At 68.7% G+C, this 17324-nt stretch carries 20 protein-coding genes; 14 read left to right on the top strand and 6 right to left on the bottom strand.

Annotated features, from left to right (window positions below; all coding sequences use genetic code 11):
• Positions 1–154 precede the first annotated feature (154 nt).
• Both IEY58_RS04370 and IEY58_RS04365 read left to right on the top strand, forming a co-directional pair.
• Positions 155–1087, top strand: a complete 933-nt coding sequence (locus tag IEY58_RS04370) for a LysR substrate-binding domain-containing protein (protein WP_189042894.1) — start codon at positions 155–157, stop codon at positions 1085–1087.
• Positions 1084–1923, top strand: a complete 840-nt coding sequence (locus IEY58_RS04365; protein WP_189042892.1) for a tetratricopeptide repeat protein — start codon at positions 1084–1086, stop codon at positions 1921–1923. The genes IEY58_RS04370 and IEY58_RS04365 overlap by 4 nt, the downstream gene beginning before the upstream one ends.
• Positions 1924–2070: 147 nt before the next feature.
• Here IEY58_RS04365 and IEY58_RS04360 read toward each other — a convergent pair whose 3' ends face one another.
• Positions 2071–2652: a TetR/AcrR family transcriptional regulator gene (locus tag IEY58_RS04360; RefSeq protein WP_189042890.1), complete on the bottom strand. Its 582-nt coding sequence runs from the start codon at positions 2650–2652 to the stop codon at positions 2071–2073.
• A gap of 210 nt (positions 2653–2862) precedes the next feature.
• Here IEY58_RS04360 and IEY58_RS04355 point away from each other — a divergent pair, with 210 nt between their 5' ends.
• Positions 2863–4047: an alpha/beta fold hydrolase gene (locus IEY58_RS04355; protein WP_229743474.1), complete on the top strand. Its 1185-nt coding sequence runs from the start codon at positions 2863–2865 to the stop codon at positions 4045–4047.
• A gap of 430 nt (positions 4048–4477) precedes the next feature.
• On the opposite strand, the gene IEY58_RS04350 is transcribed toward IEY58_RS04355, so the two are convergent.
• The 5 genes from IEY58_RS04350 to IEY58_RS04330 all read right to left on the bottom strand — a co-directional run bounded on the left by IEY58_RS04350 (position 4478) and on the right by IEY58_RS04330 (position 9820).
• Positions 4478–5128 (bottom strand): CpaD family pilus assembly lipoprotein, encoded by a 651-nt coding sequence (locus tag IEY58_RS04350; protein WP_189042888.1) that lies wholly within the window; start codon positions 5126–5128, stop codon positions 4478–4480.
• Between the two features lie 50 nt (positions 5129–5178).
• Positions 5179–6540, bottom strand: coding sequence for a type II and III secretion system protein family protein (locus IEY58_RS04345; protein ID WP_189042887.1), 1362 nt, complete (start codon positions 6538–6540; stop codon positions 5179–5181).
• Positions 6527–8548 (bottom strand): FHIPEP family type III secretion protein, encoded by a 2022-nt coding sequence (locus IEY58_RS04340; protein ID WP_189042885.1) that lies wholly within the window; start codon positions 8546–8548, stop codon positions 6527–6529. The genes IEY58_RS04345 and IEY58_RS04340 overlap by 14 nt, the downstream gene beginning before the upstream one ends.
• Before the next feature lie 28 nt (positions 8549–8576).
• On the bottom strand, positions 8577–9485 hold the full coding sequence (locus IEY58_RS04335) for a SctD/MshK family protein (RefSeq protein WP_189042883.1): 909 nt from the start codon (positions 9483–9485) through the stop codon (positions 8577–8579).
• A 170-nt stretch (positions 9486–9655) separates the two neighbouring features.
• On the bottom strand, positions 9656–9820 hold the full coding sequence (locus tag IEY58_RS04330) for a hypothetical protein (RefSeq protein WP_189042882.1): 165 nt from the start codon (positions 9818–9820) through the stop codon (positions 9656–9658).
• Positions 9821–10147: 327 nt separating this feature from the next.
• Here IEY58_RS04330 and IEY58_RS04325 point away from each other — a divergent pair, with 327 nt between their 5' ends.
• Genes IEY58_RS04325 through sctS form a run of 11 tightly spaced genes read left to right on the top strand, consistent with a single transcriptional unit; the run spans position 10148 to position 17321 of the window.
• Entirely contained in the window at positions 10148–10747 is a 600-nt protein-coding gene (locus IEY58_RS04325) for a secretin N-terminal domain-containing protein (protein WP_189042880.1), read from the top strand.
• A 36-nt stretch (positions 10748–10783) separates the two neighbouring features.
• Positions 10784–11017: a hypothetical protein gene (locus tag IEY58_RS04320; protein ID WP_189042878.1), complete on the top strand. Its 234-nt coding sequence runs from the start codon at positions 10784–10786 to the stop codon at positions 11015–11017.
• Complete coding sequence (locus IEY58_RS04315) at positions 11014–11394, top strand: hypothetical protein (protein ID WP_189042876.1); 381 nt, start codon at positions 11014–11016, stop codon at positions 11392–11394. The genes IEY58_RS04320 and IEY58_RS04315 overlap by 4 nt, the downstream gene beginning before the upstream one ends.
• Before the next feature lie 19 nt (positions 11395–11413).
• Positions 11414–12223: a type III secretion system inner membrane ring lipoprotein SctJ gene (sctJ, locus tag IEY58_RS04310; protein WP_189042874.1), complete on the top strand. Its 810-nt coding sequence runs from the start codon at positions 11414–11416 to the stop codon at positions 12221–12223.
• Positions 12220–12870 carry a SctK family type III secretion system sorting platform protein gene (locus tag IEY58_RS04305; protein WP_189042872.1) on the top strand — a complete coding sequence of 217 codons (651 nt, stop codon included), beginning with the start codon at positions 12220–12222 and terminating at the stop codon, positions 12868–12870. The genes sctJ and IEY58_RS04305 overlap by 4 nt, the downstream gene beginning before the upstream one ends.
• On the top strand, positions 12867–13475 hold the full coding sequence (locus IEY58_RS04300; protein WP_189042870.1) for a FliH/SctL family protein: 609 nt from the start codon (positions 12867–12869) through the stop codon (positions 13473–13475). Before IEY58_RS04305 ends, IEY58_RS04300 begins: the two co-directional genes overlap by 4 nt.
• Entirely contained in the window at positions 13472–14779 is a 1308-nt protein-coding gene (locus IEY58_RS04295) for a FliI/YscN family ATPase (protein WP_189042868.1), read from the top strand. Before IEY58_RS04300 ends, IEY58_RS04295 begins: the two co-directional genes overlap by 4 nt.
• Positions 14776–15264 (top strand): hypothetical protein, encoded by a 489-nt coding sequence (locus tag IEY58_RS04290; RefSeq protein WP_189042866.1) that lies wholly within the window; start codon positions 14776–14778, stop codon positions 15262–15264. Before IEY58_RS04295 ends, IEY58_RS04290 begins: the two co-directional genes overlap by 4 nt.
• Positions 15257–16378, top strand: a complete 1122-nt coding sequence (sctQ, locus tag IEY58_RS04285) for a type III secretion system cytoplasmic ring protein SctQ (RefSeq protein WP_189042864.1) — start codon at positions 15257–15259, stop codon at positions 16376–16378. Before IEY58_RS04290 ends, sctQ begins: the two co-directional genes overlap by 8 nt.
• Positions 16371–17024 (top strand): type III secretion system export apparatus subunit SctR, encoded by a 654-nt coding sequence (gene sctR / locus IEY58_RS04280; protein WP_189042862.1) that lies wholly within the window; start codon positions 16371–16373, stop codon positions 17022–17024. The genes sctQ and sctR overlap by 8 nt, the downstream gene beginning before the upstream one ends.
• 27 nt (positions 17025–17051) lie before the next feature.
• On the top strand, positions 17052–17321 hold the full coding sequence (gene sctS / locus IEY58_RS04275; RefSeq protein WP_189042860.1) for a type III secretion system export apparatus subunit SctS: 270 nt from the start codon (positions 17052–17054) through the stop codon (positions 17319–17321).
• Positions 17322–17324 lie beyond the last annotated feature (3 nt).

Raw genomic sequence — 17324 nt, 5'->3', positions numbered from 1 at the left:
TCCAAGGCCCAGAGGTCCACGGCAATGTGCCCCGAGGGGATCCGCTCGCACCGGATCCCCGGGGTGCGGGTTCCGCGACAGCGCCTCAGACCCTCATTTGACGCGGCGCACCGCCTCGCAGCGGTCGCCCGACGCCAACGAGGAAGCGCCATCAATGGGCAAGTCTCCGCCATCCATCCGATCGCTTGTCGCCTTCGAAGCCGTTGCCCGGTTGCAGAGCGTCAGTCGCGCCGCCGAGGAATTGTGCATCACCCAGGCGGCCGCCAGCATCCGCGTCAAGGGGCTGGAGGAGCATCTGGGCTTCCTCCTGTTCACACGCGAGAACGGCCAGGTGCGCCTGACGCCCGCCGGCGCCCGCTATCTCGAAACCGTGCGGGACGTCATCGACCGCCTGGTCGAGGCAGCCGAATGGGCCGGGCGGCCAGCCACTGTCGTACGTCTCACCGTGTTCGACGCCTTCGCGCAACATTGGCTCATCCCGCGCTTCGATCGGCTGATGGAAGAACTGGCCGACATCGAGGTGTCGCTGATCGTCGACAACGAACGGGAATCGACGCCGCTGCGCGAGACCGACCTTGCCATCCAGCTCACCGACACACCGCCGCCGGGCGCTGTCAAGATGCTGGACGACGAGCTGGTCGCAATCTGCCGCCCGGATTTCCAGATCCGGCACCGGCTGTTCGAGCCGCGCGATCTCGACCGGGTCAAGCTGCTCGTCGACCACACGGACGCGGGCCGGGCGCCGGCGGCGCCGTCCGATACGGTGCTGTGGCTGAAGCGGGCCGGGCTCGACGTCCGGCGGCTGGAGAGCGCCATCGAATTCCGCCAGGCTGCCCTGCTGATCGACGCCGCGCTGCATCGGGTCGGCGTGGCGCTCGTCCGCCAGTCGCTCGTCATCGACGAGATCGCCGAGGGGCGGCTCGTCATCCCGTTCGACCACAGCGTGCCCTGCCAGCAGCCGATCTATCTGGCTGCGGCCCCGCTGACCGGCGGCGACGAGAATATCCGGCGCGTCCGCGACTGGCTCTTGAGGGAAGCGCGGGCGACGCGGACGGCGATCGAGCCAGCGTTGCTGATGAAGGCATGAGGACCGGCGCCGTGTTCCGTCACGGGACGCTCTGCGCGCTCGCCCTGCTGGGCCTGCAGGCGTGCAGCAACGGCGGCTCGAGAGCCGAAGCGCCGACCGTTGCGTCCGCCACCGCCGACCGGGGCGAGAGCCTCGCCCGCATGGCCGACGACGCCGCCGCGCGCGGCGACATGACGACCGCCCTCGCCTTCTATCGGCAGGCGGCGCTCGCCGCCAGCAACGGGGCCGACGGCAATGCGGCCGGCCCGATGCTGATGTACGGCAACGCCCTGATGGCGGTCGGCGCCTATGACCAGGCAGGTGGCGCGTTCCGGCGCGTCGTCGAGCGCGAGCCGGAGAACGCACAAGCCCTGGTCGGGCTCGGCAGCGCCGACCTGGCGCTCGGCAAGAGCACCGAAGCGGCGGACCTGCTGCAACGGGTGATCGCGCGCCATCCCGAGGATCTCCGGGCCCGCCGTAATCTGGGCGTGGCACTCGACCTCGCCGGCCGCCACGCGGAGGCGCAGGCGGCCTATCGCGAGGGCCTCGGCCGCTCGCCGGACGACGAGGACTTGAAGGCCGACCTGGCGCTCTCGCTGGCCCTCGCCGGCGATGCAGGCCAGTCGGTGGCACTCATCCGCGAGGTCGCGGCCTCGCCCTTCGCCGAGCCGCGCCACCTGCGCAACGCGGTGCTGGTGCTGAGCCTGGCCGGTCAGGACCAGGAGGCGCAGAGGCTCGCTGAGCGGCGATTGCCGGCGGACACCGCCCGGCAGCTGATGGCGCGCATCCAGACGCTCAAGACCAAGGAAACCGCCCAGGATCGGACGGCGGCGATCGGCTTCGAAGTCGGCGGCTAGCGGATGGAATCTACCACTTGGTACACCGAGCTCGATGTCGGTTTAGAGTGGGAGGCGGTCCTTCCGCTTTCGGATGGTGACGCGGGATAGCGGACGTTCGTCCGTCGGCTCGAATTAGCTGAGATGGGCAAGAACATTGGACCCGGATCACCCCTCGGGGGCAGCCCACCTCCGGACACTAACATCCGCCAGCGCCTCGAATATGGCCGGCGTGCGTTCCAGGCGGGCGATCGTTCGCGCGCCTTCGAGGGCGGCTACCAATGCGGCTGCGGTAGAGGATGCGCGCGCGGGTGCGAAACCGCACCCTCTAAAATGCTCCGCAACAATCTCGGTCGAATCAGCAAATCCGCGCGCTACCCGTTTGGTCAGCTCAGCGTCGAGCGCGGGCAGCTCATTCGCCAGATTTTGCATTAGACATCCATACTGGAAATCTGAGGCGACCATTTCGGCTGCGAATGTGCCGAAAAGCTGATGCACGAAATTCAGAGCATTACCCGCCGTATTCGCCGAAATGCTCCGCAATACAGAAATTCTAGTCGCAATGTAGTGATCGATCGCTTCCTCCGCCAACTGCGCCTTGCCGCGTGGAAAGTGAAAGTAGAACGACCCTTTCGGCGCGCCGCTTTCTTCAAGGATCTGGGTCAATCCAGTCGCGGTATAGCCTTGGATGCGAAACAGTCGCTCGGCGGTTTCAATTGCACGAGCGCGGGCGTCGGTCTTGCGAGTCATGCCGCCAACCTAACAGCTTTCGCTTGACGCCGCTATGGCGATCACCATACTAGGGCGATCGCCATAGTATGGTGATCGCCCTATTGGAGCACAACGATGCCCCTTCATCACCCATCGGTATCCCGACGAGCCATCTTGGCGACGGGTGCGGCCAGCCTGGTTGCGGCTTCACTTCGACCAGCCCGCGCAAACCCCACAGGAGGAACTGATTTGACCACATCGCCATATGGCGAAGGAACGCTGCCCAAGGGCGTCCGCTCGCGCATGATCCATGGGGTTAATGGCCTCGATGTCCATATTCTCGAGGCCGGTTACGAAAGCCCCGGCCGGCCGTTGGCACTGCTTCTGCACGGCTTTCCGGACTTGGCTTATGGCTGGCGACATCTGATCCCAATCCTGGCTGACGCCGGGTACCATGTCGTGGCGCCCGACCAGCGGGGTTTTGGCCGCACCACCGGCTGGGTGAACAGCTATGACGCCCAGCTGGAGCCCTTCAGCCTCTTGAATATGACGCGCGACGCGCTCGGATTGGTTTCGGCGTTGGGGTATCGACGTACGGCAATGCTCGTCGGGCACGACCTCGGCTCGCCCGTGGCGGCCTATTGTGCGCTAGCCCGACCGGACGTCTTTCCCTCGGTGGTGCTGATGAGCGCACCGTTCCCCGGTCCGCCGGCGTTTCCGTTCAACATTGCGGAAAGCGAGGCATCGTCGGTTCAACCAAACACCGAAAATCAAAAGTTAGCGGCCGCGCTGGCGGCGCTCGATCCGCCGAGAGAGTATTATCAACAATACTTGAGCACACGGGAGGCGGACTATGACATGTCGCACCCCCCTCAAGGCTTACACGCGTTTCTTCGTGCATTTTTCTACGTCAAGAGCGCTGACTGGCCGGGGAATAAGCCGCATCCGTTGAAGGCGCGAACCGCCATAGAACTTGCACAAATGCCTACCTATTACGTCATGGATCTCGGCAAGACGATGCCCCAGACCGTCGCTCCATTCCAACCTTCCGCCGCCGAGGTCCTGGCCTGCAAATGGCTCACCGAGCCGGAACTTGGAGTGTACACGGCGGAGTATGGCCGCACTGGGTTTCAAGGCGCCCTGCAGGCTTATCGCGTCTATTCCGATCCTGACCTAAATGCTGAGTTGCGCCTGTTTTCGGGCAAGACGATCGATGTCCCGTCGCTCTTCATCGGTGGGAAGAGCGATTGGGGCACCTATTCGGCGCCGGGCGCCGTCGATTTTATGAGGACGAAGGCGGCGACGAGGATGGGTGACATCGAGCTGATCGATGGCGCCGGTCACTGGATCCAACAGGAGCAGCCGGCTCGGCTCGGCGTGCTCCTGCTCGCCTTCATCAAGGAGGTGGGTGGGGCGGATCACAGCAGCGAATAGGTCGGGGGAATGCCTATCGTCGCTCTCGATAATATTGCCCGGCGTCCAGATCACCGTCCCGTCAGGTCCGTCACGCTTCAGTGAAGCGCTTGAATTTGGTGGTCCAAGTCAGGCGTTAGCTTCTGGCTTCCCGATCGGGGCAGCGAAATCATTGCCCCGGCGGGATATTTCGGCGGGATATTTCGGCGGGATATTCCGGCGGGGTCGGATTACCAAGAGCCGAGTGAGGACGGCTATCATTATGGCCCGTCGGCCGTACGCAGAATCTCGCGCCCAGGCTCCGATGATTGCGAGCCGCTACAGCTAAATCCAGGAATCCTCTTAGGTCGGCTTACAGCTCTGCCGAATTTCCCATCAGATGTCGGGCTTGGCTCGGAACCGGTCTAGCAACGTCAGGTAACTTGCGTCAGATCTTGGCGACCACAAGACGCTACGGCGACGGGCTTGGCGCGGCCGTGCTGCTCACACTGGACGCTTTCGTGTCGGACGTGGCCTCCGACAAGGTCGCCTCGCCGCCCTGCTCGAGATAGCGCAGCGCTGCCCGCGCGACCGGCCCGGCCGGCGCCGGCCCGAGCGGCCGGCCGGCGGTGAGGTCGGCCGGGGCGTCGACCATGCGCGCCAGATTGAGTGCGTTGCTGCAGCCGAGCGGCCGCCCGCCCTCGACGGCAGCCTCGGCGTCGGCCCGGCAGGCGCGCGGCAGATAGGCCTGGCGCACGACCGCCACCCGTACGCGCGTCTCGGCACCCGGGGCAAGATGGCCGGCCGTGCTGCCGATCGCCATGCCGCGCAGGGCTCCGAGCACGACGGCCTGGGCGTCGGCCGCCGACGGCCCCTCCGCATCGACCCGCACCGTTGTCCCCGCCCCGCCGTTCCGTGCCAGGAAATCGGCGAGCGCCGTCCGCTCCGCCGGAGCCAGCGCCGTCTCGCCCGGCGCCAGTGCCACGGCATGCTCGAGCTCGACCGCCTGGATCTCGAACCCGTCCGGCGGCGGCGCCTCCCGCTCCGGCAGGCAGGCGGTAAGTGCGAGCAGGAGGGGGAGGCCGAGGAGCCCGCTCAGATGCCCGGGGGCTGGTCGCTTCATGGTGCCCTGTCCTTCATGATGCCCTGCCCTTCATGATGCCGGGCCTTCGCTCAATCGATGATGAAGCCGGCGAGCCCGATGGCGGCCGGGCCGGACGCGGTGTCGGCGCCGATGCGGTCGGTCGGCGCGGTCAAGGACCGGTCGGGGCTCGGCTTCACCAGGTAGGGGGTGATCAGGATGACGAGCTCGCTCTCGTCACGCTCGTACTTGGACGAGCGGAACAGCGGGCCTAGCACCGGCAGCGCGCCCAAACCCGGCAGCTTGTCGAGATCGTCGCTGATGTTGTGCTGCAGGAGGCCGGCGATCGCGAACGTGTCGCCGCTCGCGAGCTCGACCGTCGTCTCGGCCCGCCTCACGGAAAAGGTCGGCGCCGAGACGCCGTTCAGCACGATCGGGCTGTTCTGCACGATGGTGCTGACCTCGGGCTTGACCCTGATGCCGATGCGGTCGTGCTCGAGCACGGTCGGCGTGAAGGCGAGCGAGACGCCGAACTGCTTGTAGTCGAGCGTGATCGTCCGGTCGGACTGCGGCACCGGGATCGGCACCTCGCCGCCGGCGAGAAAGCTCGCAGTCTGGCCGCTCACCGTCGTCAGGTTCGGCTCGGCCAGCATGGTCAAGGCCTGCTCACGCTGGAGCGCGTCGAGCAGCACGTCGACATTGGCGCGGCTGGTGACGAGGCCGCCGGTGATCGTGCCGAACGTGCTCGACGTATCGACGCCACCCTGCAGGAACGAGCCGGAGGTCAGGCCCAGCGTGAACGCGCCCGGCCGCAGCAGCGCCTGCCAATTGACGCCCAGATTGCGGATGCTGGTGCGTGAGACCTCGGCAAAGCGGACGCGCAGGTTGATCTGCGTCGCCTTGTCGATGGTCGCGCGATCGACGACGTCCTTGTCGTCGGGCACGCCGCTGCGCGCGGCGATGGCCGCGTCCATCGCGCCGCCGACATCCTGGGCCTCGCCGCGCACGACGAGCCGGTCGCCGGCGAAGGCGAGCGTCACGGCCGAATTCGGATGCAGGGTCTGGAGCGTGCTTTCGGCCGAGCCCGGATCGCGCGTCACGCGCAGGTCGATGGCCGCGATCTGCCGGTCGCCGGCGCCGATCGCGACGAGATTGGTCGAGCCCACGCCGTTGGCGAACACATAGATGAGCCGGGGCGAGATGACATGGACGTCGGCGATCTTCGGGTCGCCAACCAAAGCCGTATCGACCGGCTCCTCGAAGCGGAACGCCCGCCCCTTGCCGAGCGTGAGCTGGACCGACCGGTCGACGCGGGTACCGAGGTCGACCTTCGAGCGGGCATCCGCGTTCGGCGCATCCTGAGCGACGCCGGTGCAGGGCACCAGGGCGACCGACAGCACGAGCGCAGCCAGGCACAAGCGGTGCCAAATACCCCGCCCGCTATTCCGCGGCATTGGCGCTCTCGCCGGTCTCGATCAGATGCAGGCCGCCCGGCGGCACGGCGACGCCGCCGCAATTGACGAAGCCCAGCGAGCGGACGGAGACGTCGCGCGACAGCTCCTGATACGACAGCACCGCGAGCGGCAGTTCCTGCCGGACCAGCAGGCCGCGCAGCAGGCGCCGGATGTCGAACGACGCGAGCAGCACCGGCCGCGGCCCGTCGTCGGGTGCCGCCTCGAGATGACCGCGCACCCCGTCGACGAGCGCCGTCAGCGCCTCGTCGGTGAGGCGCAGGCTCGGGCCCGCGGAAGTCTGCCGGATCGAGGTGCGCACCAGGTCCTCCGCCTCGCGTTCCAGAATGATGACTCGGAGCACGCCCTTGGCATCGGCATGGGCGTGGCAGATCTGTCGGCGCAGCGCCGCCCGGGCGCGCTCGACGAGCAGGCCCGCCTCCTGGTCCCGCGTGCCGGCCTCGACGAGCGCGCCCAGGATCAGCTTGAGCGGGCGGAGCGCCACGCCCTCGTCGAGCAGGCGACGGAATACGTCGGCAATCGTCGCGATCGACGCGACCCGCTGCACCTCCTGCACCAGGTCGCCATAGTCGGCCTCGGCCGCGTTGAGCAGCCGACGGGCTTCCTGCACGCCCATGAAATGCTCGAGCGCGCCGGTGATCGCCCGCGCCATCGCCGAGGGCAGCGTCTCCAAGCCCTCGTCGGTTTGGTCCAATGTGCCGCCGGCCGCCGGCACATCATCAATGTCGAGGCGGAAGGCGGTGCCGTTCAGACTTGGGTCCGGCCGGACAGCCGGCCGCGGCAGCTCGATGCCGAAGCGCTCGGCCAGGGCCGCCTGCCGCTCGGCGAGCCGCCGGCCCAGGAGGGCGAGATCGAGCCGCACCGCGAGATCCGGCGAGAGCGCCATCAGCACCGGCCCTTCGCTGGGCGGCGCCTCGAGTTCGGGCACCGGGGTCGCCGGTTCGGCCTCGGCCGACCGTTCAGTCGCGAGTGCCTGGCGACGGCGGAGCGACAGGGCGCCGGCACCAGCTCCAGCGGCGAGCAGCAGGAAGATCGCCGTCGGGAAGCCTGGCACCGCGCTCAGCAGCACCAGCACCGTCGCGGTCACGATCAGCGCGCGCGGCTCGCGCACGACTTGCCGCACGATGTCGGTGCCGAGGTCGCGCGGCTGTTCGGCCGCGACCCGCGTCACCACCGTGCCGGCGGCGAACGAGATGAGCAGCGCCGGGATCTGCGCCACCAGCCCGTCGCCGACCGTCAGCAGCGAATAGGTCTGGATCGCCTCGCCGATCGGCATGTGATGCTGCAGGCAGCCGACCGCGATGCCGCCGATCAGGTTGATGACCACGATGACGAGGCCGGCAATCGCGTCGCCCTTGACGAATTTCATGGCGCCGTCCATGGCGCCGAACAGCTGGCTTTCCTGGGAGAGGAGATGGCGCTGGCGGCGCGCCTCGTCCTGGCTGATGTCGCCGGCGCGCAGGTCGCTGTCGATGCTCATCTGCTTGCCCGGCAGGGCATCGAGCGAGAAGCGGGCGGCAACTTCCGCCACGCGTTCCGAGCCCTTGGTGATGACGATGAACTGGACCACCGTGATGATGAGGAAGGTCGCGAGCCCGACCACCACGTTACCGGCGACGACGAACTCGCCGAAAGCGCGGACGATGTTGCCGGCGTCGGCCTCGACCAGAACGAGCCGTGTCACCGCCACCTCGGTCGCAAGCCGGAGCAGCGTCGCGATCAGGATGGTCGCCGGCAGGGTCGAGAATTTCGTCGGTCGGTCGAGATAGAGCGAAACCATCAGCACGAGCGCCGAGGCACCGATATTCCACGCGATCAGCGTGTCGATCAGCGGCTGCGGCAGGGGCAGGATCATGATCGCAATCGCGATCACGACGAGCGTCACGATCGCAAGATCGCCGCGCAGCCCCAGTTTCGCGGCGAGTGCTGCGACGCCCCGCCCGCCACGAATTGCAGGGCTGCCGATCGACGAGAAGGAATCGACTGTCATGCACCGCTCCGCCGTCGGGTCACAGCGCTCACAGCGTCAGCGCCACCGATTGCGCGCCCCGGCGCAGGATCACCCGGTCCGGCAAGATCTGCACGATCTGCCAGCCGTCAGGGGTCACAGCGCCCTCGCCCAGACGGTTGCCGTCGGGATCGATGACATACGGCGACGGCCCGGCCCACACCGCCTGCACCTCGATCGCCGGTCGCGCGATCCGGTCGGCGCCGAGTTCGGCGCGCAGCAGGATATGGCCGCCGTATGTCGCGTCGAACGTGCGCTCGATCGCCTGCCAGGCCGGCCGCTCCGCATCCGACAGCGCACCGCGGACGATGATGGTGCCCGGCGCGCTTTCGACCGACAGCATGTGCAGATCTTTCGCGTCAAGCAGATGCTGAAGCTCGGTGGCGGCCGTGGCCTCCGGCGCCGGCATGGCGTTGCTCGCCGCGACGGCGGGTGCCGGGCGGACGCCGAACGCGCCGGCGATCGCCATGCCGTTGCCGCCGATTTCATAGAGAATGACCGCGAGGCCGATTGCGCAGCACAAGGCTACGCCGAACGCCCGGCCGCGCACGCCGAACGTGCGCATCCCCGGTACCGATGGCACCGCATCTGCCACCATATCGGCCGCGGGCGGCGGCGGCCCCTCGACACGCAGCTGTACGTCGCCCATGGCGAGTTCGAGCGGCAATGCCGCCTGGAGCGGGTCGCTCCCCACGCAGGGCCGCGATCCGATGAGGAGACCGGGCGCGCGATCGTCGAGGACGGCGCCCTCTTCCGTGAGTTCGAGCGTGACATGGAACGGCGCCACGTCCGGATCATCCAGGAGGATGTCTGCCGCGGGATCGCAGCCGACCCGGTAGAGGCCCGGCGGCAGCGAGAGCCTGGCGCCCGCATGGGTACCGGTCAGCACGGACACGGTAAAATCTCGCGATTGCTCCATGGCTCAAGGCCTCCTCATGCCGCAGCTCGTCGCTCGGCGGCGACGCCGTCGCCGATGACGGCAGATGATCGGGCAGGCAGGAGAGCCGCGATCCTGCCTGCCCTCTGGATCAACCCCCTTTTGGTTCAACCCCCCGGGGATCAACCGCCCAGGGATTAACCGCCCGCGGATCAGCCCTGCTGCGGCCGCTGCGAGGCGGCGTCGAGCTCGACCTTCTTCGTGGTCGTGATCGCGGTGATCTTGGCCGACTCCTTGATCGCTTGGTTGAAGGCTTCCGTCATCTCGTTGATGGCGTCCTGGTTGCTGTTGGAGCTGGTCGGGGACACTTGGGTCATCTTTCATCCACTCCCATCGTAGGGCTTCGACTGGTGATCGTTTTGACGATCGGTTCGGCCGCTGTGGCCTCATCGACCGCCAGGAAAAGACGAGTAATCTCGTTTTCCGACACCCCCATGATCAGCATACGTTCCAACCGGTCAACACAAAGACCGAGGCCATAAAATCAATCAATAACGGAAAATTAATTTTTTGGAGAGATCATGAAGTCATTTTTAAGTTTCGTTATGGCGTATAAATAGTTTTTATTTGATACGTTCAAATCAGAACCACATCCTTCTGCAACTCGGGCGCGGAATGCGCGCTCCGGCTCAAGGAGGGTGGCGATGGATCCCTTCACGCTGGCGGAAAGGTCCTGGAAGCGCGGCTGGCGGCTCAAGGCCGTGAGCCTCGGCCTGGGCGTTGGCTTCCTGGGCCTCGCCCTCGCGGCGGCAGCCGCGGCCGACCCGGCCGCGGCCTGGCAAGCTGCTCCCTTCAATTACGCCGTGGTCGACCAGGACCTGCGTCAGACCCTGAGCGAATTCGGCCGCAACCTGGGGCTGGCCGTCGAGATGAGCGACGCGGTGCGCGGCCGCGTCCGCAACATGGCGGCGGCCGGGACGGCCGGCGCGTTCCTCGACGCGCTCGCCGCCAAGTATGACCTCGTCTGGTACCTGGACGGTGCCGCCCTCCATATCGCCACCGCCGGCGAGATCGGCTCCAAGATCCTGGCGCTGAACGGCGTCGCCGCATCGCGCCTGCAGCAGGCGCTCTCACAGCTCGGCACCAGCGACCTGCGGTTGACACTCCACGCGAGCGAGGCAGCGCGGCTCGTCACGGTGAGCGGCCCACCCGACTATGTCGATTTCGTCGAGCAGACGATCACCGCCCTTGCCGCCGAACATCCGCCCGAGGTGCGCGTCATTCGTGGCGGCACTGCCTCGTGAACGAAGCCTCCCGGGCACAATGAGAAGGAACAAGCCATGATCACGCCGACTGTCGGCCCGACCAGCGTTAATACCACCACGCCCACGACCACCCAGGATTTCCACACGGCGCTCGATCATGCCCGCACCAGCCAGGCCGCGGCGCAGACGCCGATCGATCCCGGCCTGATGAGCATGTTCGTGACGGACTTCGCCGCCGTGATGGAGCCGCTGATGCTGAACCAGCTCAACGACATCCTGGGCGATGCCTTTTCGGGCGGCGACCTGTGAGCGGCACCCCCATTGCGGCGGCGCCCACCGCCGAGATCAGCATCCGGGCCCAGACCGGCGCCGAGTTCGATCACGCGCTGGCGCAGCAACGGGTGCTCCAGGCTCAAGGGACCTCGGTCCAGACCCCCCAAATGCAGGCCACCCAAACGCAGGCAACGGCGGTTCAGCAGCCACCGTTCGGCGACGTGCTATTCGCGCAGATCGATCGCATAGAGCGGCAACGGGCAGCTCTCGACCGGGCAATGCGCGCCGACGATCCGAAGAGTCACGAACGGATGATCGCGACCGCGTTCGACTGCGCGATCGAGACCGCGTGCTTCGGCCGCGCCGGCTCGCTCCTGAGCGGCTCGGTCAAGTCGCTCGTGCAGGCGCAATAGCGATCGGAGGGAGGCGGCGATGGCGACGGATGGACGGAAGAGCAGCGCCCGGAAAGGCGGCGCTGGACGCCTGGCGCTCCTCCTCGGCACCCTGCTGCTGCTCGCCGGCTGCAAGACCGAGCTCTACAGCCACCTGAGCGAGGGCGAGGCGAACCGGATGCTGGCAATCCTGCTCGACGCCGGCATCTCGGCCGATCGCGCGACCGACGCCAAGGAGCGCACGCTGACCATCTCCGTCGACAAGAGCCGCTTCGCGGCAGCGGTCGAGATCCTGGCGGCGCACGGCTATCCGAAACAGAAATTCGCGTCGCCGGCCGACATCTTCCCGGGCGACGGGCTGGTCGTGTCGCCGGTCGCGGAACGCGCGCGGCTGCTCTATGCCACGAGCCAGGAACTGTCGCACACGGTATCCGAGATCGACGGCGTGCTCTCGGCGCGTGTGCAGGTGGCCCTGCCGGAGAGCGACAATTTGCGCGCGACCGCCGCACCGCCCTCCGCCTCGGTCTTCATCCGCTATGTCCAGTCGGCGCCAATCGATCCGCTGGTGCCGCAGATCAAGACGCTCGTCGCCGACAGCGTGCCCGGCCTGAGCTACGACCACGTGAGCGTGGTGCTGGTGCCGGCCGCGGCGAACGGCTTCTCGCCCGCTGCATCGGCGACGGGCGACGCACAGGCCGCCAACTGGGCCGGCAGCGGGGCCTTCGACATGTCGTCCGGCATCCTGCGCTGGCTCGCGATCCTCGCGGCGCTGGCCGCGCTCGGCGGTCTCGCCGGCTGGGCCTACAGCCATCGGCCGCGCCCGTCGCGTCCGGAACAGGACGCCGCATGATGGCCGCGATCGTGCCGGAGGATTTCGCTAGGGATTTCGCGCGCTTCGCCGATCGGCCGATCGACTATGTCGGGCCGGAGCGGCTGGCGGCGATGCTCGGCATCGGGCCGGCCGCGACCGAGCGCCTCGCCGCGGCACCGCGCTTCGCCAAGCGCCTGTCGGGCCTGCTGATCGAGGATCTGGGCACCTGCCGCGCCGATGCGGCCGGTGCGGGCGATCTCCGCATCGCGCTGCTGCCGCCCGCGCAGGTCGACCGGCTGCCGCTCGCCATCGGATGCCTCTGCCACGCGGACGCGATCCGGCGGATCATCCTGGGCCAGGCGCGCGCCCGGCTCGTCGCCGCGGTTGGCGACGATCTCTATCGCCTGGCACTCCATGCACCGGATTTCGGCTTTGCCGCAGATACCGAGAACGAGGAAGCCTTGCCGCTCGCCATTGTCGAGGCCGGCACGCGGTTGTTCCTCGGCTGGCTCCGGCGCCTGCCCCGGCCGGTCGCCCGGCGCGTCGCCCTGATGCTGCCAGAGGGCACGTTGCCTGGGGGCGTGTCGCCCTCAGGTGGCCCCGGCGAGGCGCCGCCCGCAGCCATGCTCGCCTATCTGGCCGAGGCCTGGCGGCCGGAGCCGTCCGATGCCGGAGCCGTCCGATGACCGACGTCGACAGCCCGCCGCTGCGCCTGGCGCGGATCGTGCGCGCCGCCGAGGCCGAGGCCTGGCAGGACGGCTACCGCTTTCTCGAGCAGGCGCAACGTGACGCGGAGCGCTATCGGGACGACACGCGCCGGACCAGCGAGGAGGCGCGCCGCACCGCGCTCGAGGACGGTCGCCGGGCCGGCATCGAGGCGGCCGTCCGCCTGCTCGAGGAGACCGGTGCCGCCGTCGTCACCACGCTCGCGACACTCGAGCAGGATCTGGTGCTGCTGGCGGTCGATCTGGCGGAGCAGGTGCTGGGCCGGTTCGACGATCGGGACACGGTGCTGCGCGCCGCGGCGCAGGCGCTGGCCCAGCTCCGCACCGGCGATGACGTCGTGCTCCATACCGCCCCGCGCCATCTGGAGGCGCTGCGCCGGCACCTGCAGGAGCAGCTCGCGGAATTGCCGACGGGATCGGTCGCCGTCGCCGCCGATGCGCTGGCCGGCCCGCGCGACTGCACGCTTGCGACGCGGCGCGGCATCTTGGATCTGCGCATCGAGGCGCAGCTGGCGGCGCTCCGAACCGGCATCCGCCGCTGGTATCGCGAAGAGGCGCGTCCATGAGCGAGGCGGTCCGCCATCTCGAGCCCCGGCCGCTGCTGGGCCGTGTCGCCCGGGCGGTCGGCACGACGATCGAGGCGACGCTGGCGGACGTCCGCGTCGGCGAAGTCTGCACGCTCCGCAACCCGCATGCCGAGGTGATCGGCCAGGCCGAGGTGGTCGGCATCGCCGACGGCAAGGCGATCCTGACGCCGCTCGGGCCGGTCGCCGGCCTCTCGACCCGGACAGAGGTCGTGCCGACCGGCGCGAGCCTCGCGATCGAGGCCGGCCCGAACCTGCTGGGACGCGTGCTCGACGGCCTCGGCCGGCCGATTGACGGCGCCGAGATCGCCCCCCACCCGGCCGATCGCGCCTGTCCGATCGACGGGGCAGCGCCCTCGCCGCTCGCGCGGCGGCCGGTCGACCAGATCATGCCGCTCGGCATCCGCGCGATCGACGGGCTGCTGACCTGCGCCGAAGGCCAGCGCTTCGGCATCTACGGCGAGCCCGGCACCGGCAAATCCTCGCTGCTGGCCCAGATCGTGCGCGGCGCCGCGGTCGACGTGATCGTCATGGCGCTCCTGGGCGAACGCGGACGCGAGGTCCGGGAATTCGTCGACAGCCGCCTCGGCGAGCGCCGGCGGCAGACCGTGGTGGTCGCGGCAACCGCCGATCGCCCGGCCGCGGAGCGGACCAAGGCCGCCGGTGTGGCGACCGCGATCGCCGAATATTTCCGCGACGAAGGCCGGCGCGTCCTGCTCGTCGTCGACAGCCTGACGCGCTACGCCCGCGCGCTGCGCGAGATCGGCCTCGCCGCGGGCGAGCCGCCGGCGCGGCGCGGCTTCACGCCGTCGGTGTTCGCCGCCCTGCCGAACCTGCTAGAGCGCGCGGGGCCGGGTGCTGCCGGCTCGATCACCGCCTTCTACACCGTGCTGGTCGAAGGCGACGGCACGAACGACCCGATCGCCGAGGAGACGCGGGCGATCCTCGACGGCCATATCGTGCTGTCGAACGCGCTCGCCCAGGCCGATCATTTTCCGGCAATCGATATCCTGCGCAGCCGGAGCCGGCTCGCCCATGCCGTCGCAGCACCGGCGCATCACCGGCAGGCAGGCCGCCTGCGCATGCTCATCGACCGGCATGCGGAAATCGAGCTCATCCTGCGCATCGGCGAATACCGGCACGGCAGCGACGCGCTCGCCGACGAGGCAATCGCCCGCAAGCCGGCGATCGACCGCTTCTTGCGCCAGCGGCCCGAGGAGACGACCGATTGGCCGGCGCTCGAGGCGGCGCTTGGTGAGATCCTCACGGGCGAGGTCCTCAAATGAACGCGCGCGACTGGATCCAGCTTGTCCGCTGCCGCGATCTGCGCGCCCGGCGGGCCGAGGCGGCGCTCGCCCGAGATCACGCGGATGCCTCGACCGCCATGGACGCAGCGGCGGATGCCACGCGACGGTTCGAGGAAGCTGCCGAGCGGCAGCGACAGCGTGACGAGCGGCAACGCCGCGCCCTCACGGAAGGCACAATCTCGGTCGAGCGCCTGCACCATGCGATCGAGCGGATGGCTGAAGACGCGCGCCGTACGGCGGAGCGCCGGGTGGAGCTCGACCGGCGCCAACAGGACGTGGCCGTGGCGGAGGACAAGGTGGCCGCATCGCGCCGAGCCTACCGGCGCACGGCCGACGCGCTCGACTGGGCATGTGACCAGCGGCGTCAGCTGCAGCAGGCCGATGAGGCGCGGCACGAGCTGCTCGCCGAGTTCGAGCTCGAAGACGCGGCGCGGGCCAAGCCAAGGGGCATGCCCGATGCTTGACGAGCTGCCCGTGCGTGCGAGCATCGTCACCAACCGGCCTGGCGCCCCGTCGACCGGGCTGCAACCCGTTCCGCTCGGGCGGCCGATCGATCCGCGCGGCCTCGGCCTGCGCGGTCGGCTGTTCCGTCCCATCGAACCGATCGCACTCGACTGGCCGGCCTTGTCCGAGAGCCCCACGATCTGGCGCTCGCTCGGCGAATACCAAGGCCCCGAACAGCCCTTCGCCATCCGGCTCGCGCTCGGCGACAGCCCCGCCTGGCTGTCGCTGCCGCCGGCGCTCGTGACCGCACTGCTCGCAGCCGTCGAGCCGGGCCGGACGGCGCAAAGCCGCTCCAAGACGGCCGCGCGTGTCCTTGCCCTGCTGCTCGAGCTGGCGTTCCTCGAACCGATCGAGGCGCTGGAGCGCGCAACCGGGCTCACGGTCCGCTTTCTCGATGTCGCAGCGCCCTCTGCCATCCCGCCCGCAGCACTCCGGCTCGGCCTCGCCGTCGGGCGCGGCGGCGCGACCGAGACGCTGTGCCTGGCGCTGCCGCCCGAGACCGCCGCGCTCGTTTGCCGGTCCCTCGACCGGCTGCCGGCGCCGCGCGGCGTTTGGCGGCAGTTGCCGGTGCCGCTGGCGATCGAGATCGGCGGCTGCTGGGTGGCGCTCGGCGCGTTGCGCACGCTGGGCCCACGCGACGTGATCCTGCCGCCGGGCTTCGATCCGGCGCCGGACGAGGTCGTGCTGACGCGGCCCGACGGCGCTCGGGCAACCGCGCGCCGGATCGGCGATGGGCTCGGGCTGATCACCCCTTTCATCCGTTCCGCCAGCGAGGAGGAGGCCGCCATGGGCGATGCCGCAGACGCAGAACCGGTCGAGCAGCTCGACGCGCTACCGATCCGTCTGACCTTCGAGGCCGGGCGCCTCGAACTGCCGCTCGCCCGCCTGGAACGGCTCGGCCCCGGCGAGGTGCTGATCCTGCCGCGCTCGCCCGACGCACCGATCGCGATCATCGCGAACGGCCGCCGCATCGGCCAGGCTGAGCTTGTCCGGGTTAGCGACCAGGTCGGCATCCGCGTCTTGAGCCTCGACTATCAAGATCCCGACCACCCCGGCTCCCAGCATCATGGATAACGTGCAATCCAATGTCGTAACACTGGTCGCCCTCGGCATCGGATTCGGTCTTCTGCCGCTCATCGCCGTGACGGCCACGGCATTCCTCAAGATTTCCGTCGTGCTGTTCCTGGTGCGAAACGCGCTCGGCACCCAGCAGACACCGCCCAATCTCGTGCTCTACAGCGTCGCGATCGCGCTCACCGTGTTCGTGACCGCCCCGCTCGCAAGCCAGCTCTACGGCCGTCTCGCCGCTCCCGATCTCGACCTGCACAGCAGCGCCGGCTGGCAGGCCGCCGTCGCCCGGGTGACGCCGCCGCTGCGCGACCATCTCACCCGCTTCATCGACCCGACGGAGCATGATTTCTTCGTAGGTGCCAGCCGCCAGGTCTGGGGCGACACCGCGACCGACGACATGCCGGCGGACAGCCTGCTGGTGCTGATCCCGTCCTTCGTGATCTCGGAGCTGACCCGCGCGTTCGAGATCGGCTTCCTGCTCTATCTGCCGTTCATCGCGATCGACCTCATCATCTCGAACGTGCTGATGGCGATGGGCATGACCATGGTGTCGCCGCTCGTCATCTCGGTGCCGTTCAAGCTGTTCCTGTTCGTCATGATCAACGGCTGGGGCCGGCTGCTGCACGGGCTCGTGCTGAGCTATCGCTGAGCAGCCCCCCATGAGCGAACCTCAGACATGAACGAACCCCAGATCATCGAGCATGCGAGCAACATCCTGATGCTGGTGCTGCTCCTGTCCCTGCCGGCGCTTGCGATCTCGGTCGTCGTCGGCCTGATCGTGGGCCTGCTGCAGGCGGTAACGCAGATCCAGGACCAGACCCTGCCGCAAGCGATCAAGCTCGTCTGCGTGCTGGTCCTGCTGATCGCAGCCGGCCCCTGGATGCTGGGCCCGCTGGTCGAGCAGGCGCGCCAGGTGTTCGACGCCTTCCCGACCCTGGTCCGCTAGCCG

This window comes from Aliidongia dinghuensis (assembly GCF_014643535.1).
Lineage (GTDB): Bacteria > Pseudomonadota > Alphaproteobacteria > ATCC43930 > CGMCC-115725 > Aliidongia > Aliidongia dinghuensis.
The sequence above is the reverse complement of the archived record's forward strand: the minus strand, read 5'-3'. Positions and strand labels throughout refer to the sequence as shown.